General features: G+C 71.8%; 22 protein-coding genes and 1 riboswitch. Of the genes, 6 read left to right on the top strand and 16 right to left on the bottom strand.

Going from position 1 to position 26,472, the window contains the following annotated elements; genetic code table 11:
• Window positions 1–13: 13 nt before the first annotated feature.
• Window positions 14–1,276 (bottom strand): serine hydroxymethyltransferase, encoded by a 1,263-nt coding sequence (glyA, locus tag OHA05_RS22230; protein ID WP_328861523.1) that lies wholly within the window; start codon window positions 1,274–1,276, stop codon window positions 14–16.
• Window positions 1,277–1,368: 92 nt separating this feature from the next.
• Window positions 1,369–1,459: riboswitch (ZMP/ZTP riboswitch) on the bottom strand.
• Between the two features lie 210 nt (window positions 1,460–1,669).
• On the opposite strand from glyA, the gene rocD reads away from it, so the two are divergent.
• A complete protein-coding gene (rocD, locus tag OHA05_RS22225; protein WP_413777835.1) occupies window positions 1,670–2,863 on the top strand; it encodes an ornithine--oxo-acid transaminase in 1,194 nt (397 codons plus the stop codon).
• A 9-nt stretch (window positions 2,864–2,872) separates the two neighbouring features.
• Here the strand turns inward: rocD and OHA05_RS22220 are convergent, their stop codons facing one another.
• The gene (locus OHA05_RS22220; RefSeq protein WP_328861522.1) at window positions 2,873–4,054 is read right to left on the bottom strand and encodes a glutathionylspermidine synthase family protein; all 1,182 of its coding nucleotides are present in this window, start codon (window positions 4,052–4,054) and stop codon (window positions 2,873–2,875) included.
• 201 nt (window positions 4,055–4,255) lie between these two features.
• Complete coding sequence (locus OHA05_RS22215) at window positions 4,256–4,531, bottom strand: hypothetical protein (RefSeq protein ID WP_313944573.1); 276 nt, start codon at window positions 4,529–4,531, stop codon at window positions 4,256–4,258.
• 154 nt (window positions 4,532–4,685) lie between these two features.
• On the opposite strand from OHA05_RS22215, the gene OHA05_RS22210 reads away from it, so the two are divergent.
• A complete protein-coding gene (locus OHA05_RS22210; protein ID WP_313948898.1) occupies window positions 4,686–5,555 on the top strand; it encodes a hypothetical protein in 870 nt (289 codons plus the stop codon).
• Window positions 5,556–5,798: 243 nt separating this feature from the next.
• On the opposite strand, the gene pdxR is transcribed toward OHA05_RS22210, so the two are convergent.
• Window positions 5,799–7,196 (bottom strand): MocR-like pyridoxine biosynthesis transcription factor PdxR, encoded by a 1,398-nt coding sequence (pdxR, locus tag OHA05_RS22205; RefSeq protein WP_328861521.1) that lies wholly within the window; start codon window positions 7,194–7,196, stop codon window positions 5,799–5,801.
• Between the two features lie 47 nt (window positions 7,197–7,243).
• On the opposite strand from pdxR, the gene OHA05_RS22200 reads away from it, so the two are divergent.
• A complete protein-coding gene (locus OHA05_RS22200; RefSeq protein ID WP_313944575.1) occupies window positions 7,244–7,744 on the top strand; it encodes a carboxymuconolactone decarboxylase family protein in 501 nt (166 codons plus the stop codon).
• Window positions 7,745–7,756: 12 nt separating this feature from the next.
• The gene (locus OHA05_RS22195; protein ID WP_328861520.1) at window positions 7,757–8,476 is read left to right on the top strand and encodes an isocitrate lyase/PEP mutase family protein; all 720 of its coding nucleotides are present in this window, start codon (window positions 7,757–7,759) and stop codon (window positions 8,474–8,476) included.
• A 125-nt stretch (window positions 8,477–8,601) separates the two neighbouring features.
• On the opposite strand, the gene OHA05_RS22190 is transcribed toward OHA05_RS22195, so the two are convergent.
• The 9 genes from OHA05_RS22190 to OHA05_RS22150 all read right to left on the bottom strand — a co-directional run bounded on the left by OHA05_RS22190 (window position 8,602) and on the right by OHA05_RS22150 (window position 20,277).
• Window positions 8,602–9,570 carry an ABC transporter substrate-binding protein gene (locus OHA05_RS22190; protein WP_328861519.1) on the bottom strand — a complete coding sequence of 323 codons (969 nt, stop codon included), beginning with the start codon at window positions 9,568–9,570 and terminating at the stop codon, window positions 8,602–8,604.
• 1 nt (window position 9,571) lies between these two features.
• The gene (locus tag OHA05_RS22185; RefSeq protein WP_328863438.1) at window positions 9,572–11,449 is read right to left on the bottom strand and encodes an ABC transporter permease subunit; all 1,878 of its coding nucleotides are present in this window, start codon (window positions 11,447–11,449) and stop codon (window positions 9,572–9,574) included.
• 229 nt (window positions 11,450–11,678) lie between these two features.
• A complete protein-coding gene (locus tag OHA05_RS22180) occupies window positions 11,679–12,722 on the bottom strand; it encodes a quaternary amine ABC transporter ATP-binding protein (protein ID WP_313944578.1) in 1,044 nt (347 codons plus the stop codon).
• Window positions 12,722–14,260: a GMC family oxidoreductase gene (locus tag OHA05_RS22175; protein WP_328861518.1), complete on the bottom strand. Its 1,539-nt coding sequence runs from the start codon at window positions 14,258–14,260 to the stop codon at window positions 12,722–12,724. The genes OHA05_RS22180 and OHA05_RS22175 overlap by 1 nt, the downstream gene beginning before the upstream one ends.
• Window positions 14,261–14,287: 27 nt before the next feature.
• The gene (locus tag OHA05_RS22170) at window positions 14,288–15,781 is read right to left on the bottom strand and encodes an aldehyde dehydrogenase family protein (protein WP_313944580.1); all 1,494 of its coding nucleotides are present in this window, start codon (window positions 15,779–15,781) and stop codon (window positions 14,288–14,290) included.
• A 388-nt stretch (window positions 15,782–16,169) separates the two neighbouring features.
• On the bottom strand, window positions 16,170–17,159 hold the full coding sequence (locus OHA05_RS22165; RefSeq protein WP_313944581.1) for a malate dehydrogenase: 990 nt from the start codon (window positions 17,157–17,159) through the stop codon (window positions 16,170–16,172).
• 154 nt (window positions 17,160–17,313) lie between these two features.
• Window positions 17,314–18,300 (bottom strand): XRE family transcriptional regulator, encoded by a 987-nt coding sequence (locus OHA05_RS22160; protein WP_328861517.1) that lies wholly within the window; start codon window positions 18,298–18,300, stop codon window positions 17,314–17,316.
• Window positions 18,301–18,715: 415 nt separating this feature from the next.
• Window positions 18,716–19,393, bottom strand: coding sequence for a DUF3017 domain-containing protein (locus OHA05_RS22155; RefSeq protein ID WP_313944583.1), 678 nt, complete (start codon window positions 19,391–19,393; stop codon window positions 18,716–18,718).
• Window positions 19,394–19,410: 17 nt separating this feature from the next.
• Window positions 19,411–20,277, bottom strand: a complete 867-nt coding sequence (locus tag OHA05_RS22150; RefSeq protein WP_313944584.1) for a bifunctional methylenetetrahydrofolate dehydrogenase/methenyltetrahydrofolate cyclohydrolase — start codon at window positions 20,275–20,277, stop codon at window positions 19,411–19,413.
• A 259-nt stretch (window positions 20,278–20,536) separates the two neighbouring features.
• On the opposite strand from OHA05_RS22150, the gene OHA05_RS22145 reads away from it, so the two are divergent.
• Window positions 20,537–21,121: a hypothetical protein gene (locus OHA05_RS22145; protein WP_313944585.1), complete on the top strand. Its 585-nt coding sequence runs from the start codon at window positions 20,537–20,539 to the stop codon at window positions 21,119–21,121.
• Between the two features lie 96 nt (window positions 21,122–21,217).
• On the opposite strand, the gene purH is transcribed toward OHA05_RS22145, so the two are convergent.
• Window positions 21,218–22,780 (bottom strand): bifunctional phosphoribosylaminoimidazolecarboxamide formyltransferase/IMP cyclohydrolase, encoded by a 1,563-nt coding sequence (purH, locus tag OHA05_RS22140; protein ID WP_313944586.1) that lies wholly within the window; start codon window positions 22,778–22,780, stop codon window positions 21,218–21,220.
• Entirely contained in the window at window positions 22,777–23,436 is a 660-nt protein-coding gene (gene purN / locus OHA05_RS22135; RefSeq protein WP_313944587.1) for a phosphoribosylglycinamide formyltransferase, read from the bottom strand. Before purN ends, purH begins: the two co-directional genes overlap by 4 nt.
• Window positions 23,437–23,733: 297 nt before the next feature.
• Between purN and OHA05_RS22130 the strand changes: the two genes are divergently transcribed.
• Window positions 23,734–24,522: a hypothetical protein gene (locus tag OHA05_RS22130; RefSeq protein WP_328861516.1), complete on the top strand. Its 789-nt coding sequence runs from the start codon at window positions 23,734–23,736 to the stop codon at window positions 24,520–24,522.
• Here the strand turns inward: OHA05_RS22130 and OHA05_RS22125 are convergent.
• Window positions 24,512–26,416: a cell division protein PerM gene (locus OHA05_RS22125; protein ID WP_328861515.1), complete on the bottom strand. Its 1,905-nt coding sequence runs from the start codon at window positions 26,414–26,416 to the stop codon at window positions 24,512–24,514. The genes OHA05_RS22130 and OHA05_RS22125 overlap by 11 nt on opposite strands.
• Between the last annotated feature and the right edge of the window lie 56 nt (window positions 26,417–26,472).

The raw sequence follows: 26,472 nt of genomic DNA, 5'->3' as shown, positions 1-26,472 counted from the left end.
CGCGGGGCCGGACTCAGCCCGCCAGACCGGGTGCGGGGTGGGCGGACATCAGCTCGGCGACCTCGGAGCGGATCGTGGCCAGCGCTTGCTCGTCCTCCTTGCCGGCCGCGGTCACGCCCCGGTCGATCCAGTCGGCGACGGCCGCCATGTGCTCGGTGCCGAGACCGCGCGAGGTGAGGGACGGGGTGCCGATGCGGATGCCGGAGGGGTCGAACGGCTTCCTCGGGTCGTACGGCACGGTGTTGTAGTTGACGACGATCCCGGCCCGGTCGAGGGCCTTGGCGGCCACCTTGCCGGGCACCTCCTTGGGCGTGAGGTCCATCAGGATCAGATGGTTGTCGGTGCCGCCGGAGACAAGGTCGAAGCCGCGGTCGAGCAGGGCTTCGGCGAGTGCCCGGGCGTTGGCGACGACGGACTGCGCGTAGGTGCGGAAGGAGGGCTGGGACGCCTCGTGGAGGGCGACGGCGATGGCGGCGGTGGTCTGGTTGTGCGGGCCGCCCTGGAGACCGGGGAAGACCGCCTTGTCCAGGGCCTTGGCGTGCTCCTCGCGGGACATCAGCATGGCGCCGCGGGGCCCGCGCAGGGTCTTGTGGGTGGTCGTGGAGATCACGTCGGCGTGCGGCACGGGTGAGGGGTGCGCGCCGCCCGCGATGAGGCCGGCGATATGGGCGACATCGGCGACCAGGACGGCGCCGCACTCGCGGGCGATCTCCGCGAAGGCCGGGAAGTCGATCGTGCGGGGCAGGGCGGTACCACCACAGAAGATGATCTTCGGGCGTTCCTTCAGGGCGAGTTCGCGCACCTCGTCGAAGTCGATGAGGCCGGTGTCCTGGCGTACGCCGTACTGCACACCGCGGAACCACTTCCCGGTCGCGGAGACGCCCCAGCCGTGGGTGAGGTGGCCGCCCATCGGCAGGGCCATGCCCATCACGGTGTCCCCGGGGTCCGCGAAGGCGAGGTAGACCGCGAGGTTGGCCGGGGAGCCGGAGTAGGGCTGGACGTTGGCGTGTTCGACGCCGAAGAGGGCCTTGGCGCGGGCGACGGCGAGGCGCTCGACCTGGTCGATGACCTGCTGGCCCTCGTAGTAGCGGCGGCCGGCGTAGCCCTCGCTGTACTTGTTCTGGAGCACCGTGCCCGAGGCCTCCAGCACGGCGGCGGAGACGTAGTTCTCACTGGGGATGAGGCGCAGGGTTTCGGCCTGGAGCTGCTCCTCCGCTCCGACGAGCGCGGCGAGTTCCGGGTCGGTGGCGGAGAGTGCGGGGTGGGGCAGGGTCATGGTTTCCTCCGGGGTCACTGGGTGTCCCGGGGTGCGACTCGGGCTCCCCCACCGGAGGCAGGGGCGGGCGGCACCCACTGGGGAATGGGTCGCCGGGGTACCCAGGCGGGCGGCACCTCGTCTGCTCCTGCGCGCACGACTCCCTCGGGGTCGGTTCCCCGCTCGCCAGTCGCCGTGCGTACCACCAACCTTAATGCTCGCTCGCCACAGCAAGGTTTCTTCGTCCATGATGCGAGCGACGATAGAAACAGGGGCATCACGCGGACGCCCACGGAAAAACAACCACTGGACAACAACCGCTGTCGGTCCCCCGGCCCCTCCGGCCGCCAGCCCGCACCCCGTGCCGGCCGGACGCCTTGTCTCTACCCGAACGGAGATCCCGTGTCTGTATCGATGAGTGCCATTGCCTCCGCCGAGGCGCACAGCGCGCACAACTACCACCCGCTTCCCCTCGTCGTCGCCTCGGCGGACGGCGCGTGGATGACCGATGTCGAGGGACGCCGTTATCTCGACATGCTCGCCGGGTATTCGGCGCTCAATTTCGGCCACGGAAACCGACGTCTGATCGACGCGGCCAAGGCGCAGCTGGAGAGGGTCACCCTCACCTCGCGCGCCTTCCACCACGACCGGTTCGCCGACTTCTGCACACAGCTCACGGAGCTGTGCGGCATGGAGATGGTGCTGCCGATGAACACCGGCGCCGAGGCGGTGGAGACCGCCGTGAAGACCGCCCGCAAGTGGGGCTACCGGGTCAAGGGCGTGCCGGACAACACGGCGAAGATCGTCGTCGCGGCCGACAACTTCCACGGCCGTACGACGACGGTGATCAGTTTCTCGACCGACCCGGAGGCCCGGGCCGACTTCGGTCCGTACACCCCCGGCTTCGAGATCGTTCCCTACGGCGACCTCGCCGCGATGGAAGCGGCGCTCACCGACAACACCGTGGCCGTGCTGCTCGAGCCGATCCAGGGCGAGGCGGGCGTGCTCGTGCCGCCGCCCGGCTACCTCGCCGGTGTCCGCCGGCTCACCACCGAGCGGAACGTCCTGTTCATCGCCGACGAGATCCAGTCCGGCCTGGGCCGCACCGGCAAGACCTTCGCCTGTGAGCACGAGGGCGTCGTGCCGGACATGTACGTCCTCGGCAAGGCGCTGGGCGGCGGTGTGGTGCCGGTGTCCGCGGTCGTGTCCTCCCGTGACGTCCTCGGCGTGTACCGGCCCGGGGAGCACGGCTCCACGTTCGGCGGCAACCCGCTGGCGTGCGCGGTGGCCCTGGAGGTGATCGCGATGCTGCGCACCGGCGAGTACCAGCAGCGCGCCACCGAGCTGGGCGATCATCTCCACCACGAGCTGGGCCTGTTGACGGGCTCCGGAGCGGTGGAGGCCGTCCGCGGACGCGGACTGTGGGCGGGCGTCGACATCGTCCCCGCCCACGGCACCGGCCGGGAGATCTCCGAGAAGCTGATGGACCGCGGGGTGCTGGTCAAGGACACCCACGGCTCCACCATCCGCATCGCCCCGCCCCTGGTGATCAGCAAAGAGGACCTGGACTGGGGCCTCGACCAGCTGCGGGCCGTGCTGAGCGCCTGACCCGCCGGGTCAGAGGATCACATGGGGAAGGAAGCGGGCGTATTCGTCCGTGACCAGCCCCGCGGACTCCCGGATCCCGAGCCCCGCCGCCTCGCCCTCGACGACCCAGGCACCGAGCACCACTCGGTTGCCGTCGAAGGAGGGCAGCGGGGCCAACTCCTGGTAGCAGCACGGCTCGTCGCGCACGACGGGAGCCAGGCCGGATTCGTGGATCGTGACGCCCGCGCCCTCGCGGCCGAGCAGCGGCTTGGCGACATAGCCGCGGCTGTCCGCGAGTTCGCGCGGGCCGTCGAGATGGGCGGCCAGCAGGTTCGGGTGGCCGGGATACAGCTCCCAGAGGATCGCGAGCAGCGCCTTGTTCGACAGAAGCATCTTCCAGGCGGGCTCTATCCAGCAGGTGGTGCCGGTGCCGCCGCCGTTGTCGAGGGTCGCGAGGACCTGGGGCCCGAAGCGGTCGGTGGTCAGCCACTCCCAGGGATAGAGCTTGAAGCAGGAGCGGATGAAGCGCAGCCGGTCGTCCACGAAGCGGCCGGACAGCCGGTCCCAGCCGATCTGTTCGACGGACAGCGCCTCGGTGGCGAGCCCCGCCTGCTCAGCCGTCTCGCGCAGATACGCCACGGTCATCAGGTCCTCGCCGAGCTCGTCCCCGTCGGAGTGGACGAAGTGCAGCGGGCCGGGCGGCAGAAGCGGGGCCTGGCGCTTCCAGGCGTCGACGAGGCGCTCGTGGAGCGAGTTCCACTGGTCGGCCCCGGGGAAGCGGTCCTCCATCCAGAACCACTGCGGGCTCGCGGCCTCCACCAGTGAGGTGGGCGTATCGGCGTTGTACTCCAGCATCTTCGCCGGGCCCGTGCCGTCGTAGCGCAGATCGAACCGGCCGTAGACGGAGGGGAGTTCATCGCGCCTGCGCCAGGACTCGGCTATCAGGGAGGCCAGCCGGGCGTCGGTGATCCCGAGGTCGGCGAACCGGTCACGCTCGACGATGTGCGCGGCCGCCGCCAGGCACATGGTGTGGAGTTCCTCGACGACCTCCTCCAGCGCCTCGACCTCGGGGAGGGAGAACGCGTAGTAGGCGCTCTCGTCCCAGTACGGGCGCAGCGAGCCGTCGGGGTAGCGGGTGAGGGGGTAGACGAGACCCTGTTCCTCGACGATCTCCTGCCAGCCGGGCCGGGGTTCGATCGTGTGGCGCTGCATTCCGCGGCCTTCCTGGAGTACGGGGGCGGGGCTCGGCCACCGCAGCCGAGGCGGCTGCGGGCGGGGCTCGGCAACCGCCGGAGCAGAGCAGCCTCGGGCGGAACTCAGCCGCCGGCGGGCAGCTTCGGGCGGGACTCAGCCGCCGGCGGGCAGCTTCGGGCGGGACTCAGCCGCCGCAGCCGAGGCGGCTACGGGCGGGGTTCAGCCGCCGCCGGAGCCGGAGCAGCCGAACCCGCCGCGGTCGACCGCCGCCTTGTCGAAGCTGCCGCCCTCGGCCTTGCCGGACGAGTAGCTGCCGCCGTAGTAGTAGCGACCGGTGCCGTTGCTGTCGTCGCACTCGTAGCTGGGGAGCTTCTCCTGGGTCACCGGGTCGACACACCGCTTGTCCGGGTCCGAGCCGCAGGACGTGATCGTCGCCGCGAGCACTCCCATGCCACCGAGCACCACCGTGCTCGACCTCAGCCTGCGTCGCGCCATCGGACGCTCGCCCCCGTTCACCCTCGTACCACTGGAAAACCCTCGTACCACCGGCCCCACGGAGGGGGCCGCGGACAGACTAGTGGCCGCCTCGCGGGTCGCCACGACCGGTCCACCAACCCTCCTCATCTACAGTCACTTTGTGCTCTTTGGGATGATCTGCGCTCTCGCCTCAGCGGTCTGCTTCGGCACGGCCTCCGTTTTCCAGGCAGTCGCCGCCCGCGCGGCGGAGCCGGGAACCGGCTCCGGTGTCGACCCGGCGCTGCTGCTGCGTGCCCTGCGGCAGTGGCGGTACGTCGTCGGTCTCGCGCTCGACGGCCTCGGCTTCGTCCTGCAGATCCTGGCCCTGCGTTCCCTCCCCATCTACGCGGTGGGGGCGGCGCTCGCCGCGAGCCTCGCGGTCACCGCCGTGGTCGCGGCCCGGATGCTCCACGTCCGGCTGAGCGGCACCGAATGGGCCGCGGTGGGCGTGGTCGTCGCGGGCCTCGCCATGCTGGGACTCTCCTCCGGTCCGGAGGGCGAGAGCACCGGATCGACGACCCTGAAGTGGGCGATGCTGGGCATCGCGGTCCTCATCCTGCTCGTCGGCGCGCTCGCCGGCCGGCTGCCGGACCGCTCCCGCGCGCTGGTGCTCGGACTCGGTGCCGGGTCGGGCTTCGGCGTCGTCGAGGTCTCGGTCCGGCTGATCGACACCGTCGCCCTGCCCGAGGTGCTGACCAATCCCGCCCTCTACGCCCTGCTGGTCGGCGGCGGCACGGCGTTCCTGTTGCTGACATCGGCCCTCCAGCGCGGCTCGGTGACGACGGCGACCGCGGGCATGGTGATCGGGGAGACGATCGGTCCGGCGCTGGTGGGTGTGGTGTGGCTGGGCGACCGCACGCGGGAAGGGCTCGCATGGCTGGCGATCCTGGGCTTCGCGGTGGCGGTGGCGGGTGCGCTGGCCCTGGCGAGGTTCGGCGAGCCCCCGGCGGAAACCGACGAGAAGGCGGAACAGCCGGCGTCACCGCCCGGGCGCGGAGCCTGAACGCGCGGCGCACCCCGCGCCCTGTACGGCGACCGGTCCGAGAGCCCGAACCAGCCGTGCGCCCCGCGCCGTTACGTCGGTCCTGTCCCGTCCACCCGGCCCGGGAGCCCGAACCAGTCGTGCGCCCCGCCCCGGTACGTCGGTCCTGTCCCGTCCACGCGACCCGGGAGCCCGAACCAGTCGTGCGCACCGCATCCGTACCCCGCCCGCGCCCGTACGGCGCCCCCTGCCCGGAACCCAGCCCTAAGGAAGCACCCTGCACAGCGCGTCCAGCGAGTTCGCCCACGCGCTGTCCGGCGGCGTCGCGTAGCCCACCACCAGGGCGTCCCTGCCCGACGTCACCTCCTCGTGCCGGAAGGAGGACAGCCCCGAAACCGAGAGGCCCTGCCAGCCGGCCGCCTGGACGACCGACGGCTCGGTGCCGTCCGGGAGTTCGAGCACCGCGTGCAGTCCCGCCGCGATCCCGCTGACGCTGATGTCCGGAGCACGCTCGGCCAGCGCGGCCACCAGCTGGTCCCGCCGTCTGCGGTAGCGCAGCCGCATCCCGCGCACATGCCGGTCGTACGCGCCGGAGGCGATGAACTCGGCGAGCGTCAGCTGGTCGAGCACGCCGCACATCCAGTCGGTCGCCCCCTTCCCCTCGGCCACCTCCCCCACCAGTTCCTCGGGCAGCACCATCCAGCCCAGTCGCAGTCCCGGCACCAGGGACTTGCTCGCCGTGCCCATGTAGACCACCCGGTCGGGATCCAGCCCTTGGAGCGCACCCACCGGCTGGCGGTCGTAGCGGAACTCACCGTCGTAGTCGTCCTCGAGGACCACCCCGCCGGACGCGCGGGCCCAGTCGACGACGGCCGCGCGCCGGTCGGGATGCAGTGGTACCCCGAGCGGGAACTGGTGCGCCGGTGTCAGCAGCACCGCGCCCGCTCCCCGCATCCGCTCCAACTGCGGGGTGGCTGCGCCGAGTTCGTCGCAGGGCAGCGCGGGCGTCCGCATCCCCGCCTCGCGCAGCACGTTCCAGTGCAGGTCGAGGCCGTAGGACTCGACGGCGACCTCGCGTACGCGCCGCGCGCGCAGCACCTTCCCCATCAGCATCAGCCCGTGCACGAAACCGGAGCAGATGACGATCCGTTCGGGATCGGCGCGGACTCCACGCGCCCGGGCCAGGTAGTCGGCGAGCACGGTCCGCAGTTCGATCCGGCCTCGCGGATCGCCGTAGCCGAACGCCTCGTGGGGTGCGGCGGTGATCGCACGGCGGGCCGCCTTGAGCCACTCCGCACGCGGGAACGACGCGAGGTCGGGGCTGCCCGCCCGCAGGGAGTAGCGGGCCGTGGGCCTGGCAGGGCGCGTTCTCGCCACCCCGGCGGGCCGCCGGGGCGCCGCCCGCCGTGCGACCCGTGTCCCCGAGCCCTGCTGGGCGGTGAGCCAGCCTTCGGCGACCAGCTCGACGTAGGCGTCGGCGACCGTGTTCCGGGCGATGCCCAGATCGGCGGCGAGCGATCGCGAGGACGGCAGCCGGGTCCCGGGGGTGAGCCGCCCGCTGCGGACGGCCTCCCGCAGGGCGTCCATCAGGCCCGCGCGCAGGCCCGTACCGCGCAGCTCCAGATGCAGGTCGGCGCCGAAAGTGGACCAGGAATCCGTCATGTAAATGGACCATACTCCTGCGCCACAGCCGGACTAGATTCGACGGCATGAACAGTGAAACGACCACCACGCGTCTGCCCGAACACGCTCCCCGCCTCGATCTCGCGAAGCTCGCTCCCGAGGTCTACAAGGCGATGGTCTCGCTGGACGCGGCGGCCCGTCGGGGCGTCGACCCGGTGGTCCTGGAGCTCGTCAAGATCCGTGCCTCGCAGCTCAACCACTGTGCCTTCTGCCTGGACATGCACTCCAAGGACGCGCTCGCCGCGGGCGAGTCGCCGGAGCGGATCATCCAGCTCGGCGCCTGGGAGGAGTCGCAGCACTTCTACACGGCGAAGGAGATCGCGGCGATCGAGCTCACCGAGGCGGTGACGGTCATCACCGACGGTTTCGTGCCGGACGAGGTGTTCGCGAAGGCGGCGAAGGAGTTCGACGAGACCGAACTGGCCCAGCTGATCGCGGCGATCACCGTCATCAACGCCTGGAACCGCTTCGGCGTGACCTGCCGGCTCGTGCCGGGCCACTACACACCCGGCCAGTACCAGCACTGAGGAGCTGCCGAGATGACCGTCGAGGCCTTCCGCGCACTCCACCACGGCCGGGCGGCGGACGACCCGCTCGTCCTCCCCGGCCCGTGGGACGCGGCCGCCGCCCGCGTCTTCGCGGACGCCGGCTTCCCCGCGCTCGCCACCCCGAGCGCGGGCGTCGCCGCCTCGCTCGGCTATGAGGACGGGCATACACCGGCCGACGAGATGTTCGCCGCCGTCACCCGTATCGCCCGCTCGGTGAGCGTTCCGGTCTCCGCCGACGTCGAAGGCGGGTACGGTCTGCCGCCGAAGGAACTCGTCGCCCGGGTGCTCGACACGGGCGCGGTCGGCTGCAATCTGGAGGACTCCGACCCGGTCACGGGGGTGCTGAAGGACCCGCGGCCGCACGCCGACTGGATGGCCGAGGTCCGCGCGGCAGCCGGGGGCGCGCTGTTCATCAACGCCCGGATGGACACGTTCCTGCGGGGCGTCGCCGACCCGGACGAGGCGATCGGCCGGATCCGGCTCTACGAGGAGGCCGGCGCGGACTGCGTGTATCCGCTGGGCGTCCCGCCGGAGCACCTTCCGCTGCTGCGGGCCGAGACCGCGCTCCCGATCAATGCCTCACCGATCCCGGGTGGCCCCGCGCTCGCGGAACTGGGCCGCCTGGGCGCGACCCGGATCACCTTCGGCCCGCAGCTTCAGCAGGAGGCGATGCGGAAGGTGAGGGGGATCGCGGACCGGCTCCTGGGCTGACACGGACGCGACGACGGCACGCAGGCGGCACGGGCGGCGCGGCAGCACCAAGACAGGCCCCACGACACGACACACAACAGGACGGGCCCGCCGGAGCGGGCCCGTCCTGCCGTCACCACGTCACATCACTTCTTCTTCGGCAGCCACTTCCGCCAGGTCGCCTCGTTCTTCTCGACCCACTTCTTGGCCGCTTCCTCCGGCGACAGCTTCTGTTCCGCGATCATCAGCGCCACATCGTTCTGCTGATCGGTGGTCCAGTTGAACTTCTTCAGGAAGTCCGCCGCCTCGCCGCCCTTCTTCGAGAACGTGCTGTTGAGGAACTTCTGCAACGGCGTGTGCGGATAGGCGCAGGCCACCTTCTTCGGGTCGGCGTCACACCCCTCCTTGTACGCGGGCAGCTTCACCTCGGTCATCGGCACCTTCTCGAACAGCCACTGCGGCTTGTACCAGTAGCTGAGGAAGGGCTTCTTCTGCTTCGCGAACTGCTTGATCTGGGTGATCTGCGCGGCCTCGGACCCGGCGAAGACGACCTGGTAGTCCAGCTTCAGGTTCTCCACCAGCGCCTTGTCGTTGGTGACGTACGACGGCGATCCGTCCAGCAGCTGGCCCTTGCCGCCGCTCTCCGCCGTGCGGAGCTGGTCGGCGTACTTGTCGAGGTTCCGCCAGTCGGTGACATCGGGGTGCGCCTTCGCGAAGTACGTCGGGACGAACCAGCCGATGTGACCGGTGACGCCGAGACCGCCGCCCGGCTCGATCGTCTTCTTGTCCTTGACGTACCGGTCCTCCTGCTCCGGGTGGCCCCAGTCCTCCAGGATGGCGTCGACCCGGCCCTGGCTGAGCGCGTCCCAGGCCGGCACCTCGTCCACCTGGACGGTGTCCACGCGGTAGCCCAGCTCGTGTTCGAGCAGATACGACGCCACGGCCACATTGGCCTGGGCACCCACCCACGACTGGACGGAGAGCGTGACGGTCTTCGCGCCCTGGGCGGCGGCGTACGGCGACGCCTGCTTGGTCATATCGGCCGCGCCGCAGCCGGTGATGCCCACCAGGCCGATCGCCGCGGCCAGTGCGGTGATGCGTAGACGAGTGGCCATGTCAGGCCCCCTTTCCGGCGCGGCGGGCGGTCGGCTGCGTGACCCGGTCGAGCATCAGGCCCAGGCAGACAATCGCGGCGCCCGCGACCAGACCGGTCGCCAGGTCGCCCTGGGCGAGGCCGAACACCACGTCGTAGCCGAGTGCGCCACCGCCGACCAGGCCGCCGATGATGACGACGGCGAGGACCAGCACGACGCCCTGGTTGACGGCGAGCAGCAGGGCCGGGCGGGCGAGCGGCAGTTGGACCTGCCGCAGCTGCTGCCAGCCGGTCGCGCCCAGCGAGCGGGCGGATTCCATGGCCACGGGGTCGACACCCCGCAGCCCCTGCGTGGTGATGCGGACGACGGCCGGCAGGGCGTACACGACGGCTGCCGCGGCCGCGGGGGCGCGGCCGACACCGAACAGCGCGACCACCGGGATCAGATAGACGAACTGCGGCATGGTCTGGAACACGTCCAGCACCGGCCGCAGCAGCCTCTCCACCCGTGCGCTGCGTGCCGCGCCGATCGCGACGGCGAAGCCCAGCACCAGGGTCACGGCGACGGCCGCGAGCACCTGCGAGAGCGTGTCGAGGGAGGGCTCCCACACGCCGAGGACGCCGACGGCGGCCATGGCGAGGACCGCCGTCAGCGCGGTGCGCCAGGTGCCGATCAGCAGCGCGAGCGCACCGACCAGCAGGAGTACGGACCACCAGGGCAGCGCCTGGAGACCGTCCCGCAGGGGGTCGAGCACCCAGCCGGTGAAGCGCGCGGCCCAGTCGGCGGTGCCGCCGACGACGGGGACGCCCGAGTACAGATGGGCGGTCATCCAGTCGACCGCGCGGTTGACGGGCTCGGCGATACCGACGACCCAGCTCTCCGGCCAGGACAGCCGCTCCGCAAGCCGCCCGGCCACGGCGACGGCGAGCAGCAGAACGCCGACCACCGTCCAGCCGCGCCATCCGCGCAGCGCCGAGGTGTCGGGAGCGGCGCCCACCCGGGCACCGGCGGCAGCGGTCGTACGGTCCAGCACGACGGCCAGCAGGACGATCGGGATGCCGGCAGCGAGCGCGGCACCGACGTCGACGGAGGCCAGCGCCTGGTAGACGCGGTCACCGAGGCCGCCGGCGCCGATGACGGACGCGATGACCGCCATCGACAGCGCCATCATGATCGACTGGTTGACGCCGAGGAGGAGTTCCTTGCGGGCCAGCGGCAGCCGGGCGGTCAGCAGCCGCTGCCGTCCGGTCGCGCCCATCGAGGCGGACGCTTCCAGCACGCCGGCGTCGGCGCCGCGCAGCCCGAGTGCGGTGAGACGCGCCATCGGCGGAGCGGCGTAGACCACGGTCGCCAGGACGGCCGCGGGCACGCCGATACCGAAGACCAGCACGACCGGCAGCAGATACGCGAACGCCGGCAGCACCTGCATGGTGTCGAGCACCGGCCGCATCGCCCGGTGCGTCCGGTCCGACAGCCCGGTAGCGAGGCCGATGAGCCCGCCCACGACGACGGACGCGAGGACCGCGACCACCATCAGGGCGAGGGTCTGCATGGTCGGCACCCACATGCCGAGCAGTCCGCAGACGGCGAAGCCGGCGACGGCGGTCAGCGCGAGCCGCAGACCGGCCACCCGCCAGGCGATCAGGCCGGCCGCCGCGGTGACGCCCGCCCATCCGGCGGCGAGCAGCAGCAGATAGACCGCGCGCACGGAAAGGACGACGGCGTTGCTGATGTGCCCGAAGAAGTACAGGAAGACCGGGTGGCTGTCGCGGTTGTCGACGATCCAGTCGCTGGCCCGGCCGAGCGGGCCGGACAGGTCGACGGCGAGGGACGCGGGCCAGCTGCCGCCGCCGAGCAGAAGGGCTCCGGCGATCAGCAGGACGACGACGCCGGCTGCCATGGCCAGGTGGCGTCCGCGGCCTTCGAGCAAGCGGCGCCCGCCGGCGACGGCGGTGACGTCCTGTCCGGTGGTGACGGCGGTCATGCCGACCACCGCCCACGGCCGCCGGCGCTACGGCAGACCGCCGAGGACCGGGAGGCCCGGGAGTTCCGGCAGGCCACCGAGGCCCGGAAGACCCCGGAAGCCGAGGAGCAGGACAGGGTGCGCCCGTCGAAAGCGCAGGGACTCATCACGCCGCCGCCTTCGCCGCGGGCACACCGGCCACCACATTGAGCAGTGCCGCGTGGTCCACGACGCCCAGACAGCGGCCGTCCTGCATCACGCGGGCGCTCGCGCCGCTGCGCGCCACCGCCTCGATGGCCTCGAAGACCGTGGCGTCGGGACCGATGGCCGGCCCCTCCTCGGTCTCGTCGGCGAGAGCGGGCCGCATCGCCGTGCGCACGGTCATGATCTGCTCGCGGGGCACGTCACGGACGAAGTCCCGTACATAGTCGTCCGCGGGCGAGCCGACGATCTCCTCCGGGGTGCCCAGCTGCACGATCCGGCCGTCCCGCATCAGCGCGATGCGGTCGCCCAGCTTCAGCGCCTCGCTCAGGTCGTGCGTGATGAAGACCATCGTGCGGCCCTCCTCGCGGTGCAGCCGTACGACCTCCTCCTGCATGTCACGGCGGATCAGCGGGTCGAGCGCACTGAACGGCTCGTCGAACAGCAGGACTTCGGGGTCGACGGCGAGCGCGCGGGCGAGCCCCACACGCTGCTGCTGACCGCCGGAGAGCTGAGCGGGCCGGCGGCTCTCCATGCCGTCGAGGCCCACCTTGGCGACGAACTCCGCCGCCTTCGCCCGTCGTTCCGCCCGCGGGACGCCCTGGATCTCCAGGCCGTACGCCACGTTGTCGAGCACCGACCGGTGCGGCAGCAGACCGAAGTGCTGGAAGACCATGGAGGCGCGGTGGCGGCGCAGTTCGCGCAGCCGTGCCCGGTCCATCGACAGGACGTCCTCGCCGTCGATGGCGATCGAGCCCGACGTCGGCTCGACGAGCCGGGTCAGACAGCGCACGAGCGTCGACTTGCCGGAGCCGGACAGGCCCATGACGACGAAGACCTCGCCCTTGCGGACGTCGAAGGAGACATCGCGCACGGCCGCGGTACAGCCGGTGCGTTCGCGCAGTTCGGCCGGCGGGAGCTCGGCGAGCTCCGAACCGGGTATGCGGTCCGCCTTGGGCCCGAAGACCTTCCACAGATCGCTGACGGAGAAGACGGGCGGCGTACTCATCAGGCGGTACCTCCCAGAAGCTCGGCGCATTTCTCGCCGACCATCAGCACCCCGATCATGGGGTTGACGGACGGCATGGTCGGAAAGACGGACGCGTCGGCGATCCGGATGCCGTCCAGGCCCCGGATCCTCAGCTCCGGGTCCACCACGGCCAGTTCGTCGTCCTGCGCACCCATCCGGCAGGTGCCGGCCGGGTGGTAGACGGTGTGGGCGACCTTGCGCGCGTACTCGCTCAGCTCCTCGTCCCCGGTGACCTCGGGTCCGGGGCAGACCTCGCGCTTGAGCCAGTGGGCCAGGGGCTCGGTCCGGGCGATCTCGCGGGCGATCCTGATGCCGTCGACGAGGGTGCGCGCGTCGTAGTCGTCCTCGTCCGTGAAGTACCGGAAGTCCAGCGCGGGCTTGACCTCGGGGTCGGCGCTGGTCAGGTACAGCCGGCCGCGGCTGTGGGGCTTGGGGATGTTCGGCGTCATCGATACCCCGTGCGGGGGCCGTTCGTAGCCGAGCCGCTCCGGATTGTCCGTGAACGGGATCTGGTAGAAGTGGAACATCAGGTCGGGCGTCCTGGCGCGCGGGTCGCGGCGGACGAACAGTCCGGCGTCGCTGTCCATCGCGGAGTTCTCCGGGATCGGCCCGTCGGTCTCCCAGACGATCACCGACTCGGGGTGGTCGAGCAGGTTCTCGCCCACGCCCGGCAGGTCGTGCACGACGGGGATGCCGAGCGCCTCCAGGTCGGCCTTCGGGCCGATGCCGGAGTGCAGCAGCAGTCGCGGAGTGTCCACCGCGCCCGCGCAGACGAGGACTTCACGGCGGGCGGTGACGAGCTGCTCCTCGCCGTCCTTCGTCCGTACGTGCACACCGGTCGCCCTGGGGTTCCCGCCGTCAAAGGTGCGGGGACCGTCCAGCTCCAGCCGGTACGCCCAGGTCTCCAGCGCGATGTGGAGGTTGGGGCGGTCCAGGAAGGGGTGCAGATAGGCGACGGAGGCGGACGACCGCTTGTTGTTCTCCGGGTGGTACGCCAGGTCGAAGAAGCCGACGCCCTCGTGGAACGGCTTCTTGTTGAAGCCCTCGACGCGCGGGACGCCGATGGCGGCCTGGGCGGCGTCGACGAAGTCGCGGGCGATGGCGTTACGGTCCGCCTCGTCGACGGGAACGATGTTGTTCCGCAGCCGGGCGAAGTACGCCTCCATGGGCACCGCGCCCCAGCCCTTGGCGCCCGCCGTCTCCCACTCGTCCCAGTCGGACGGCAGCGGCTTGAAGGCGATGAGGGTGTTGTGCGACGAGCAGCCGCCGAGCACCCGGGCCCGGCTGTGCCGGATGTGGGAGTTGCCCTGGGGCTGTTCGGTGGTGGGGTAGTCGTAGTCGAGTTCGCCGCCCAGCAGGCCCATCCAGCGCCGCAGGGTCAGGACGTCGTCGCGTCCGACGTCGCTCGGGCCGCCCTCGATGACGGCGACGGTGACATCCGGGTTCTCCGTGAGACGGGAGGCGATGACCGATCCGGCCGTGCCGCCCCCGATCACGACATAGTCGTACTCAGGCATGGTGTTCTTGGTGCTCCTCGTCCCTCGTCAGCCCGCGAACCAGCGCACGGGGCGCGGAGCGAGGTTCTGGTAGATGTGCTTGGACTCGCGGTACTCGGCGAGTCCGGCGGGACCGAGCTCGCGCCCGATGCCGCTCTTGCCGAAGCCGCCCCACTCCGCCTGCGGGAGGTAGGGGTGGAAGTCGTTGATCCAGACGGTGCCGTGGCGCAGCCGACCTGCGACGCGCCGGGCGCGGCCCGCGTCGGTGGTCCACACCGCGCCGGCCAGTCCGTACTCGGTGTCGTTGGCGAGGGCGACGGCCTCGTCCTCGGTACGGAAGGTCTCGACGGTCAGGACGGGGCCGAAGACCTCCTCCCTGACCACGCGCATCTCGCGGTGGCACTGGTCGAGGACGGTGGGCCGGTAGAAGAAGCCCTCCTGGTCCTCGCCCTCGGGGCGCCGGCCGCCGGCACGCAGTACCGCGCCCTCGGAGAGGGCGGACGCGACGTACTCCTCGGTCTTCGCGAGCTGCTGCCGGGAGACCAGCGGGCCGCACTCGACGCCGTCGGCAGTGCCGCGGCCGAGCCTGATCTTCTCGGCGCGGCGGGCGAGTTCGGCGACGAACCGCTCGCGCAGGGACTCCTCGACGATGAGCCGGGAGCCGGCGGAGCAGACCTGACCGCTGTGGATGAAGGCGGCGTTGAGCGCCTGGTCGACGGCCGTGTCGAAGCCCTCGTCGGTCTCGCAGGCGTCGGCGAAGACGACGTTCGGATTCTTGCCGCCCAGTTCGAGCGCGACCTTCTTGACGCTGTCGGCGGCCGCTCGCATCACCTTGGTGCCGCTGATCAGACCGCCGGTGAAGGAGATCAGATCGACGTCGGGGTGGTCGGCGAGCCGGGCGCCGACGGGGTCGCCCGCGCCGGTCACGATGTTGGCGACACCGGCCGGCAGGCCCGCCTCGGCGAGCAGCCGGATGAGCGCGACGGTGGTCAGCGGGGTGATCTCGCTGGGCTTGACCACAAAAGTATTGCCCGCGGCCAGCGCCGGGGCAATCTTCCAACTCGCCTGGAGGAGCGGATAGTTCCATGGCGTGATCAGCGCGCACACGCCCACGGGCTCGTGCACGACGACGCTGTGGATCTCCTCGGAGCCCGCATCGACCACACGGCCGCCGCTCTCGTTCATCACGAGGTCGGCGAAGTAGCGGAAGGCGTCGGTGACGCAGTCGACGTCGACACGGCCCTCCTCGAGGGTCTTGCCGGCGTCACGGCTCTCCAGCAGCCCGATTTCCTCCCGGTCGCGCTGGAGCAGATCGGCGACGCGCCGCAGCAGGGCGGCCCGCTCGGCCACGGGCGTGCGGGGCCACTCGCCGTCGTCGAAGGCGCTGCGCGCGGCGGCCACCGCGGCGTCGGTGTCCTCGGTCCCGCCCTCGGCGACGACCGTGAGGACGGTCGCGTCAGCGGGGTCGATGATCTCTCGCGTGGCGCCGGAGGCGGCCTGTCGCCACTCTCCGCCCACGTGGATGGTCTCCTGTACCGACACGTCGCGTTCTGCCTTCCGTTCCCATTGGCTGCCACCGGTCACCCGGCGACCTGGCTGCCTGCCCGGAAGTCAGCGATCCATACCCAACGCATGACGGAAAGTGGCCTTACTCACTCTCCGTCATGCACACTCGTCCGCACTCGCCCGCGATGTCCGTGATGTCCGTAGGCGCGCGGCCGTCCCCGCGCCCCGGGTCCACCCCAGGGCCCCCGCCCCGGTGGCCACGGCCCCGCACACCGGGATGCCGCACCGCGGGAAGAACATGTGTACGGGGCCCTGTGCCGCGTCCGGCTGCAGAACCCGGTCCCCCGGCTGCGGCCGGGTACGGCGAAGCCGCCCCCGGAGAACCGGAGGCGGCTTCGTGGTGCCGTTACGCGCGCGGGCTGCGTCAGATGAGGCCGAGAGCGCGGACCGCGTCGCGCTCCTCAGCCAGCTCCTGCACGGACGCGTCGATGCGCGGACGCGAGAACTCGTTGATGTCCAGGCCCTGGACGATCTCGTACGTGCCGTTCTTCGTGGTGACCGGGAAGGAGGAGATGAGACCCTCCGGCACGCCGTAGGAGCCGTCCGACGGGATGCCCATGGAGGTCCAGTCGCCCTCGGCGGTGCCGTTGACCCACGTGTGGACGTGGTCGATCGCGGCGTTGGCGGCGGAGGCGGCCGAGGACGCGCCACGCGCCTCGATGATCGCCGCGCCGCGCTTGGCGACGGTCGGGATGAAGGTGTCGGCCAGCCAGGCCTCGTCGCCCACGACCTCGGCGGCGTTCTTGCCGGCGATCTCCGCGTGGAAGATGTCCGGGTACTGGGTCGCCGAGTGGTTGCCCCAGATCGTCAGACGCTTGATGTCGGAGACGGCGGCGCCTGTCTTGGCGGCCAGCTGCGAGATCGCGCGGTTGTGGTCGAGGCGCGTCATCGCGGTGAAGCGCTCGGCCGGTACGTCCGGGGCCGCGGCCTGGGCGATCAGGGCGTTGGTGTTGGCCGGGTTGCCGACGACGAGGACCTTGATGTCGTCCGCGGCGTGGTCGTTGATGGCCTTGCCCTGCGGCTTGAAGATGCCGCCGTTGGCCTCGAGCAGGTCGCCGCGCTCCATGCCCTTCGTCCGCGGGCGGGCGCCCACGAGGAGGGCGACGTTCGCGCCGTCGAAGGCCACGTTCGGGTCGTCCGTGATCTCGATGCCGCGCAGCAGCGGGAAGGCGCAGTCGTCGAGCTCCATGGCGGTGCCCTGGGCGGCGCCGAGCGCGGGGGTGATCTCGAGAAGGCGCAGCTTGACCGGCACATCCGCGCCGAGCAGGTGGCCGGAGGCGATGCGGAAGAGCAGCGCGTAGCCGATCTGGCCGGCCGCGCCGGTCACGGTGACGTTGACGGGAGTGCGGGTCATGGCGATCTCCGTAAGACAGCTGGCGGTGGGGGTCCCTGCCCCTCGTGCGGGACGCCCCTTCGCACCTCTGCACGAATCTTGACGTGAAGAGACATCCAGCGGTCAGGCTATCCGACCCGGCACCCGGCCATTCCCCCCACCCGTGTGGCGCGGCTCACTGGCCGCCGGTGCAGCCGGTGGTCCCCGAGGTGAGCGTGGCGCAGGCCCGTGCGTCGGCCGCTCGGGCGACGGCGGTCATCGGCGTGTAGGCGTCGGTGTCCTCGTCCACCAGGCCCTGTTGCGCCCCTTTGCCGGCCACCGTGATGCGCACGGTGTCGCCCGCCGTGGCCCGGGTGATCCGCGCCCACGCCGCCTGGCAGGTCTTGCTGTAGCGGACCTCGACGAGGGAGCCGCCGATGGTCGCCGAGGAGGCCGTCGTGGCGAACTCGCCGCCGCAGCCCATCGTTTCCGGGTCCTGGCCGGTGCAGGCCGCGCCGCTGCACTTCACCCCGGCGGGCAGCGGCGGTGCGCTGGTGGTCGGCGTCGCCGACGGCTTCCCGGCCGCGGTGCCGCCGTCGCCGCCGCTCCCTCCGAGGTCGGTCAGCAGCACGGCTGCGGCGATCACCAGCAGCGCGCCCACGACCCCGGCGAGGAACAGGACTACCTTGCGTCGGCCGCCCGACGGGCCGGGGCGGACGTCGCCCGGCGGGTGCGATCCGGGGGGCGCCGGGTACTGCCCGCGCTGTGATGTCCGGGCCCCCGCTCCGGTCCGGGGCGCGGACGCCCGGGCGCCCGGCGGGACGGCGTCCTCCGGTGCCGGACCGTACTCCCCGAGGGCGGCCCGGGCCTCGGCTATGCGCTGCTCGTCCATCGTCAGGTCGTGCCGCAGCTCGGAGCGGCTCCACGCGCGTTCGGCGAGCTCCCACATGGTGATCAGATGGGCCTGGCCGGTGTCGGTCACCTCCGCGAGCGCGAGGATCGCGCCCTTGGGCGCGAGCAGCCGCCCGTCGAGGTACCGCTCCCAGGACGTCTTGCCGTAGCCGGTCCGGTCGGCGACCGCGGCCAGGCTCAGCCCGCTCCGGTCGACGAGCCGGCGCAGTTGCTCGGCGAACTCGCGGATCTGTGGGTCCAGCTCTTCCGGCAGTGCCTTCCAACGAGGCATGTGCCACCCCCCTTGTTCCCCCGAACCGTGCGGTGCCGTGCCGTGTCGCTCCGCCGCCCCCGCTCCGCTCCGGGACCCCCGCCCGAGAACCGGACACCGAGGGAGATGCGCAGGGTCAGGATGTCAGTTCCGCCTGTCGGCTCACAGGGGGAGCACTCAGGACCGGACGCGATACTTCGTGCGCCCCCGGCCGCGGATTTCGTGCGCCCCCCGCGGCCGATTCGGTCTCGCATCCGTGGCGCAACGATCACACCGTGGCGGAATGGTCACTTCCGTGCCACAGGCCCCGGTCGTCCCTTGAACGGTGTTGGCGCGTCCATGACTCTGGACACACGACGGCGCCCGTCCTCCCTCGGGGGAGAGGACGGGCGCCGTTCTGCGTGGTCCGCCGGCCGGAGATCCCGGCCCGGGTCTCCTAGCGCACGGTGAAGTGGACGGCGTCCTCCAGGAACGGCAGGTCCAGCCAGGGCTTGGGCTGGGCCACCAGCGCCAGCAGGGTGATCACGACGCCCAGCAGCCCGTACGTGACCATGTCGGTGAATCGCGAACGCACAGCGAGCATGCCGACCGAGGGCAGGACCCGCCGCATCACCGCACCCGTGATCAGCGCGACCCCGATCAGGATCGTGCCGACACGGAAGGCATCGGCGAACGCGTCCGTGCCGACGATCAGCAGCCCGAGCGCGGCGAGCGCGAGCACGGTCAGCAGCGGCCACTGGCGGGCGGGAGCGGAAGCGTCCCCGGGGGCCGCGCGCCCGCCGCCCTCGGGGCGGGCGGTGTCGGTGGTGAGCGCGGGAAAGCGCCGGGTGGTGCGTACGGGTTCGCCGTCGGGCCCGGGGGAACTGACGACGCCCTTGGCACTGACCTCGCCGTCCGGCTCGTGCACGACGTCCGGCCCCTCGAATCCGGGGCCGGACTCGTCCGCGTGCTCGTCCGCGGTCGCGTCGCCGTCATCGGCCGCGGCACCGTCCGTGCCGCGCGCCCCCTCGGCGCCGGCCGTTTCCGTGTCCCGCGCATCGTCCGCGCCGGACCCGGCGGGCCCGTCGGGCTCCGCCGGCGCCGTGGCGTCCTCGTCGTTCGTCCGTACACCCATGGGGTCAGCCTCTCCGGTCAGCCTGCCGCGACGGCGGCGGCACGCTCGGCCGCCTCGACCACGTTGACCAGCAACTGCGCACGGGTCATCGGGCCGACACCGCCCGGGTTCGGGGCCACCCAGCCGGCCACCTCGGTGACGCCCGGGTGCACGTCGCCCACGATCTTGCCGTGCTCGTCGCGGCTGACGCCGACGTCGAGCACCGCGGCGCCCGGCTTCACGTCCTCCGGCTTGATCAGGTGCGGTACCCCGGCCGCCGCGACGATGATGTCGGCCTGCTTCAGATGCGCGGACAGGTCGCGGGTGCCCGTGTGGCACTGCGTCACGGTCGCGTTCTCGGACTTGCGGGTCAGGACGAGCGGCATCGGCCGCCCGATGGTGATGCCCCGGCCGACGACGACCACATTGGCGCCGTTGATCTCGACGTCGTGGTGACGCAGCAGCTGGACGATGCCGTACGGCGTGCACGGCAGCGGTCCCTCCACACCGAGCACGAGCTTGCCGAGGCTCATCGGGTGCAGCCCGTCCGCGTCCTTGGCCGGATCCATCAGCTCCAGGACCCGGTTGGTGTCGATGCCCCGGGGAAGCGGGAGCTGGACGATGTAGCCGGTGCACTCGGGATTGTCGTTGAGTTCGAGGACGACCGCCTCGATCTCCTCCTGGGTGGCGGTGTCCGGCAGTTCGCGCTGGATCGAGGCGATGCCGACCTGCGCGCAGTCGCGGTGCTTGCCGTTCACGTACCAGCGGCTGCCCGGGTCGTCCCCGACCAGCAGGGTCCCGAGACCGGGCGTGACGCCCTTCTCCCTGAGGGCCGCCACGCGGACGGTCAGATCGGACTTGATCGCGGCTGCGGTGGCCTTGCCATCGAGAATCTGGGCAGTCATGCACCCATCCTCGCGGATGGACCCGCCCCGGTTCCAATTCCGCTCCGCACCGGGCCCGGAACACCCCCTCCCGGCACCCGGAACCGGAGGTTGCACTTGCACAACACATACGCATACCGACTGGACAAAAAGTCGACGTGGAGACGACGATGAGCCGCGCATGCCGCGGAAAGTGTTGGGGGGCCGAACCGCTGATCTCGTGTGACGTTCCTCCGCCCGGACCGCGCAGTCCCCGCACTTTCAACGGAGGAAACCCGCCATGAGCTTCGGCGACCCGAACAACCCCTACGGCCAGCAGCAGGGCGGTCAGCCGGGCTACGGCTATCCGCAGCAGGGCCAGCCCCAGGGACAGCCCGGTTACGGCTACCCGCAGGCACCGCCGGTCCAGCCCTACGGCGCCGGCGGCTACGGGATGGGCCCCACGGAGATGCCGGGCGGTGTGAAGGCTGCGCGGGTCATGCTCTACGTGATCGCCGGCCTCCAGGTCATCGGCGCCGTGCTCATGTTCCTCACCGGCGCGGCCATCGACAAGGCGCAGGACGACCCGTCGCTCCGGGACGACGTGCAGTTCCAGGACCTGGCCGACTTCTCCACCGGCGCGGTCTACGCCATCGGCGTCGGCGCCCTGGTCTGGGGTGCGCTCGCGGTCTTCCTCGCGATCAAGTTCAAGACGGGCGGAAGCGGTATCCGTGTCACCACCATGGTGTTCGGCATCATCACCGCGATCCTCGGCATCTACCCGTTCATCGTCGTGGGTCTGGCGCACACCGTGCTCGCCATCCTCGTCACGGTGTTCGTCGGCAAGTCCGACGGCGGCGAGTGGTTCGCCCGCCCGCGGCACTGACCCCGCACTGCGCGGACAGCCCGCAGCACCCCGTACGGCCCGCCGGTTGCGCAACCGGCGGGCCGTACGCGTGTCCGTCCCCTGCGGGGACGTCCGTCAGTGGAAGAAGTGACGCGTCCCGGTGAAGTACATCGTCACGCCCGCCTTCTTCGCGGCCTCGACGACCTGCTCGTCACGGACCGAACCGCCCGGCTGCACCACGGCCTTGACGCCGGCCGCGGTCAGGATCTCCAGACCGTCGGGGAAGGGGAAGAACGCGTCGGACGCCGCGTACGCGCCTCGCGCCCGCTCCTCGCCCGCACGCTCCACCGCGAGCTTCGCCGAGTCGACGCGGTTGACCTGGCCCATGCCGACGCCGACCGACGCACCGTCCTTCGCCAGCAGGATCGCGTTGGACTTGACCGCGCGACAGGCCCGCCACGCGAAGGCCAGGTCCGCCAGTTCGGCGGCGTCCAGGGCCTCTCCGGTCGCGAGGGTCCACGCCGACGGGTCGTCACCGTCGGCCTGGAGACGGTCCGTCACCTGGAGCAGCGCGCCGCCGTCGACGGGCTTGATCTCGACCGGCGCCGAGGGGGCGTCGGGGCAGCGCAGCACACGGATGTTCTTCTTGCGGGCGAGCACCTCGACCGCGCCGTCCTCGTACGCCGGAGCGACGATGACCTCGGTGAAGATCTCCGCGACCTGCTCCGCCATGGCCACCGAGACCGGGCGGTTGACGGCGATGACCCCGCCGAAGGCGGACAGCGGGTCGCAGGCGTGCGCCTTGCGGTGCGCCTCGGCGACATCCGCGGCGACCGCGATACCGCACGGGTTGGCGTGCTTGATGATCGCCACACACGGCTCGGCGTGGTCGTACGCGGCACGCCGCGCGGCCTCCGTGTCCGTGTAGTTGTTGAACGACATCTCCTTGCCGTGCAGTTGCTCGGCCTCGGCGAGACCGCCGTTGCCGTTCACGTACAGCGCGGCGCCCTGGTGCGGGTTCTCGCCGTAGCGCAGGACGTGGGAGCGCTCGTACGTGGCACCGAGGAAGTCGGGGAACGGCGAGTCGTCGGCCGGGGCGTACGCGGACGCGAACCAGGAGGCGACGGCGACGTCGTAGGCGGCCGTGTGCTGGAAGGCCTCCGCCGCGAGCCGCTTGCGCGCGCCGAGGTCGAAGCCGCCGGAGGAGACGGCGGTCAGCACGTCGCCGTACCGCTCCGGGCTGGTGACGACCGCGACCGAGGGGTGGTTCTTGGCGGCGGCGCGCACCATCGAGGGGCCGCCGATGTCGATCTGCTCGACGCACTCGTCCGGGGAGGCGCCGGAGTCGACGGTCTCGCGGAACGGGTAGAGGTTCACGACCACCAGGTCGAACGGTTCCACACCGAGCTCGGCGAGCTGCTCGCGGTGGGACTCCAGGCGCAGGTCGGCGAGGATGCCGGCGTGCACGCGGGGGTGCAGCGTCTTGACCCGGCCGTCCAGGCACTCGGGAAAACCGGTGAGCTCCTCGACCTTGGTGACCGGTACACCGGCCGCGGCGATCTTCCCGGCGGTCGATCCGGTGGAGACCAGTTCCACACCCGCCTCGTGCAGCCCGCGCGCGAGCTCCTCGAGCCCCGTCTTGTCATACACACTGACCAGCGCTCGCCGGATGGCCCGCTTCGCAGTCTCAACAGTCACGGGAAAACTACCTTTCGTCCCTCAATGCGGTAGCCGTTACGGGCCAGACGCCCCACGACCTCGACGAGCAGCGCTCGCTCGACTTCCTTGATGCGCTCGTGAAGAGCGGTCCCACCGTCCGTGTGGTCCTCGTCCCGCACCTCCACCACGCCCTGCGCGATGATCGGGCCGGTGTCGACGCCGTCGTCGACGAAGTGGACGGTGCACCCGGTCACCTTGGCCCCGTACGCGAGCGCGTCGCGGACACCGTGGGCGCCGGGAAAGCTGGGCAGCAGCGCGGGATGCGTGTTGACGCACCGGCCGCCGAAGCGGGCGAGGAACTCCTTGCCCACGATCTTCATGAATCCGGCCGAGACCACGAGGTCGGGCTCGTACGCCGCCGTCGCCTCCGTGAGCGCCCGGTCCCACGCGTCACGGGTCTCGTGGTCCTTGACCCGGCACACGAACGTGGGAAGTCCGGCGCGCTCGGCGCGCTCCAGTCCCACGATCCCGTCGCGGTCCGCGCCGACGGCGACCACGGCGGCGCCGAAGCCGGCCGGATCGTCGCCGATGGCGTCGAGCAGGGCCTGGAGGTTGGTGCCGGAACCGGAGACCAGGACCACCAGGCGGGCCGGTCGGTCCGGGGCCGGTCGGACAGAGAGGGGCGGGGAGGCCACGGCGGGTCTCTTTCTCGCGGTGATGTCGCGGTGTTTCCCGCGGTGTCGCAGTGCGCGTCGCAGTGCGTGTCGCGGGGGTGTACGTCTTTGTACGGTCGTACGAACGAATCGCACCCCTCGATACGGGGAACTCTACGAAGAGGCCGACCGTCAGCAACGATACCGGCACACAGAAGAGCCCCCACGGGACGGGGACGTGGCCGGGAGGTAGCGTCTGGGGACAGGACCCGTCCCTCGACGGGCACGACGACACAAGACCCCACGCGCGACAGGGTCTGAGGGGAAGACGTTCACCAGATGCCGGACCGACGCCGCCGTACGGACCTCCTGTTGCCGCGGGAGCGCCAGTCCACGGACGACAACAACCCCTTCGCCCCTCCGCCCGAGGGACGGCCGGACCAGCCGTGGCAGCCCCGGCGCCCCGCGAACGACGGTTCCTCCGGCTCCCCCGACGACTCGTCCGGATCGGGATCCGGCCAGGGCCCCGGTTCCTCCGACCCGTCGGGCTCCGACGACCGTCCCGTGTGGGGCAGCCAGTGGAGCAGCCGCCAGCCGGGCCGCTCCTCGGGCGGCTTCGGCGGCCGCCCCGACGGCCGGGACCAGCAGAACAACGGTGGACAGAAGGGCCCCGAAGGCGGACCTCCCGGCACGGGCGGCATGCGCTGGGACCCGACCGACCCGTCCCAGCGCCGGGCGCGCTACGCACTGCTCTCGGGCATGTGGGCGTTCTTCTTCGCCCTGTTCGACTTCCCGGAGATCGCGCTGCTGCTCGGCGCGCTCGCGCTGTACTGGGCGATCAGCTCTCTGCGCGCCAAGCCCCAGCGCCGTCCGGCGGACCCGACGGTCGCGCCGCCGGCCACCCCACAGGTGCCGCAGACCCCGAACCGCTCGCAGATCACATCGGCCGTCAGCGGTCTCGTGATGGCGGGCATCGCCCTGGTGATCGTGGCCGCGTCCTTCACGGCGCAGCTGGTCTACCGTGACTACTACACGTGCGTGAACGACTCGCTGACCAAGACCGGGCAGCTGGCCTGCAACGACAAGCTGCCCGACCCGCTGCGCGGGGTCATCGGCGTCAAGGAGTAGCGGGCGGACCGGAGTCGTCCCGGTCCGCGTCCGCACGGCCCGCGGGCCCGTCCGGCAGAGCGTCGGGCAGCCGGGCCGGGAGCGTGGGGCTCTGCTGAGCAGCGTCCGCCCCGGCAGCGCCGGTAACCGCACGGGTGTCCGTGGGGTTCGTCGCGCGGCTTCTCGCGGAGCTTGTCCCGGGGCCTTCCGTACGGTCCGCAGCCGCAGCGTGCGTTGCCTCGCGGTCCCGCTCTTCGCGGTCCGGTTCTTCGCCTTCGCGGTCCCGTTCATCGCGGTCCGGTTCTTCGCGGTCGGCCTTTGCGCGGTCCGCGTCCAGGGCGATGCTCGACAACCCGGGGGCCTTGGGCCAGGGGCTGAGCGGCACGGCCCACGGTGCGCGATCGTCGCGGGCCGATCCGGTGACGTCCCCGGCCCCTTCCGAGGACTCGTCGGATGCGCCGGCCGTACCGTCCGGCGACGCGTCGGTCTCCCGGGACCCGGTGGGGAACTCCGGCAGGAAGTCGTACGGATCGAACTCCGCGTCGTCCATGTCGTCCATCTCCACGCCGCTCGCGGCAACGGGCGCCGGTGACGCGGGACCCGGAACGGCGGCGGCCGGAATCGGTGACCCATCGGCTCCTACGGCCCGGCCCCGTACCCGCCAGGCCCGCAGCGCCAAAGCCACCGGCACCGCGACGACCGCCGACCACACCAGCGCGGCCGCGCCCGTCAGCCACCACACCGGGCCGAACGCCGTCAGCCGGCCCGTGCCGAGCGGCCCGCCGGCCGCCGCCGCGAGAAAACCCGTCAGCACGCCGCAGACCACAGCACCCTGCAAGGCCGCCAGCGCGGTCTCGCCCATCCCCCACGCCGTCGCACGGTCGCCGTGGCGCGGCGCTGCCCGGTGCGCCGTGAAGTGGGCGACGATCAGCGCCGCGGCGAGCGGAACGGCCGCAGCGGCCCAGTTCAGCGGTGTGCCGGGCCCCTCGGCCGGCACCGCGGCGACCAGCGGGAAGTGCGGCAGGGCAGGGTCGCCGGTGAGCGCCAGAGGGGTCGCCGTCGCGCCCGTACCGAGCGCGAAGCCGGGCCCCAGCCCGTACGCGGCGGCCCACACCGCCGCGTTGGGCACCAGCGCCAGCCCCAGCATCAACACCGCGAGCCGTCCCGACCACACGTCCGCGAGGTGCAGGAACGAGTCCTGCGTGGCGTCCGCGTTCCACACCATCGAGGCCGCGACGAGCAGTGCGCCACCGCCCAGCAGGGTCAGGGCACCGGCGGCCCCGGACCGCATGGCGACAGCCACCCGCGTACGGGCGAGCTCCTTCCGCAGCCGTGCGGGCACCCAGTCCGGCAGCGGACCGCCCGGACGGCCGCTCGCCGTCCACACGCCGGCCCCCACCGCCGCCAGGGTGACCAGCGGCAGATGGAGTACGGCGCTCAGCAGATCCGGCGCCAGTGGTCCGCCCGCCGCATAGACCGTGGCGGCGGCGCCGACCAGCAGATATCCCAGGCTGACGGCACACAGCGCACCTCGCGCCGACGGGCGCGGGCGGTCGTCGGCGGGCAGCAGACCGTCGCGGGCCGCCCGGTGCGCAAGCCAGGCCGGCAGGACCACGAGGAGCAGCGGCACGATCCCGATGGGCGCCGGCTGCCCGGAGAGGGTCTCGGAGCGGACGAGTTCCGTGCCGTGGGCGAGCAGCCACAGCCCGGCCGCGACATGCAGCGCCCCGTTCGGACCGCTGTCCGGATACGGCGAACTGATCCACAGCGCGATCACCAGGACGGCGAACGTACCGAGCCCGAGCCCCGCCGCGATCGCCCCGCGGACGAGGCATGCGGCCAACGCGGGCCGCCGGCCGCCCTGGAGCAGCACCGGAGCCGAGAACGGGGGGCTGTGATCGGTCGTCTGGGTCACGCGGCCATGCTGCCAACGACACGCGCTTTATCCGCGTAACAGGCGAATAGCCGTTG

It is taken from the genome of Streptomyces sp. NBC_00306, assembly GCF_036169555.1.
GTDB lineage: Bacteria > Actinomycetota > Actinomycetes > Streptomycetales > Streptomycetaceae > Streptomyces > Streptomyces achmelvichensis.
Note: the sequence above shows the minus strand (reverse complement) of the source record. Positions and strands in the feature narration are given on the sequence as shown.

Excerpts from the sequence above, each read along its gene's own strand:
- glyA (WP_328861523.1), bottom strand. The coding sequence starts at position 1,276 with ATGACCCTGCCCCACCCCGCACTCTCCGCCACCGACCCGGAACTCGCC.
- OHA05_RS22215 (WP_313944573.1), bottom strand. The coding sequence starts at position 4,531 with ATGGCGCGACGCAGGCTGAGGTCGAGCACGGTGGTGCTCGGTGGCATG.
- OHA05_RS22195 (WP_328861520.1), top strand. The coding sequence starts at position 7,757 with ATGACCGTCGAGGCCTTCCGCGCACTCCACCACGGCCGGGCGGCGGAC.
- OHA05_RS22180 (WP_313944578.1), bottom strand. The coding sequence starts at position 12,722 with ATGAGTACGCCGCCCGTCTTCTCCGTCAGCGATCTGTGGAAGGTCTTC.
- OHA05_RS22190 (WP_328861519.1), bottom strand. The coding sequence starts at position 9,570 with ATGGCCACTCGTCTACGCATCACCGCACTGGCCGCGGCGATCGGCCTG.
- OHA05_RS22210 (WP_313948898.1), top strand. The coding sequence starts at position 4,686 with ATGATCTGCGCTCTCGCCTCAGCGGTCTGCTTCGGCACGGCCTCCGTT.
- OHA05_RS22175 (WP_328861518.1), bottom strand. The coding sequence starts at position 14,260 with ATGCCTGAGTACGACTATGTCGTGATCGGGGGCGGCACGGCCGGATCG.
- OHA05_RS22150 (WP_313944584.1), bottom strand. The coding sequence starts at position 20,277 with ATGACTGCCCAGATTCTCGATGGCAAGGCCACCGCAGCCGCGATCAAG.
- OHA05_RS22165 (WP_313944581.1), bottom strand. The coding sequence starts at position 17,159 with ATGACCCGCACTCCCGTCAACGTCACCGTGACCGGCGCGGCCGGCCAG.
- OHA05_RS22160 (WP_328861517.1), bottom strand. The coding sequence starts at position 18,300 with ATGCCTCGTTGGAAGGCACTGCCGGAAGAGCTGGACCCACAGATCCGC.
- OHA05_RS22145 (WP_313944585.1), top strand. The coding sequence starts at position 20,537 with ATGAGCTTCGGCGACCCGAACAACCCCTACGGCCAGCAGCAGGGCGGT.
- OHA05_RS22130 (WP_328861516.1), top strand. The coding sequence starts at position 23,734 with ATGCCGGACCGACGCCGCCGTACGGACCTCCTGTTGCCGCGGGAGCGC.
- rocD (WP_413777835.1), top strand. The coding sequence starts at position 1,670 with ATGAGTGCCATTGCCTCCGCCGAGGCGCACAGCGCGCACAACTACCAC.
- OHA05_RS22220 (WP_328861522.1), bottom strand. The coding sequence starts at position 4,054 with ATGCAGCGCCACACGATCGAACCCCGGCCCGGCTGGCAGGAGATCGTC.
- OHA05_RS22200 (WP_313944575.1), top strand. The coding sequence starts at position 7,244 with ATGAACAGTGAAACGACCACCACGCGTCTGCCCGAACACGCTCCCCGC.
- OHA05_RS22185 (WP_328863438.1), bottom strand. The coding sequence starts at position 11,449 with ATGGCAGCCGGCGTCGTCGTCCTGCTGATCGCCGGAGCCCTTCTGCTC.
- OHA05_RS22155 (WP_313944583.1), bottom strand. The coding sequence starts at position 19,393 with ATGGGTGTACGGACGAACGACGAGGACGCCACGGCGCCGGCGGAGCCC.
- pdxR (WP_328861521.1), bottom strand. The coding sequence starts at position 7,196 with ATGACGGATTCCTGGTCCACTTTCGGCGCCGACCTGCATCTGGAGCTG.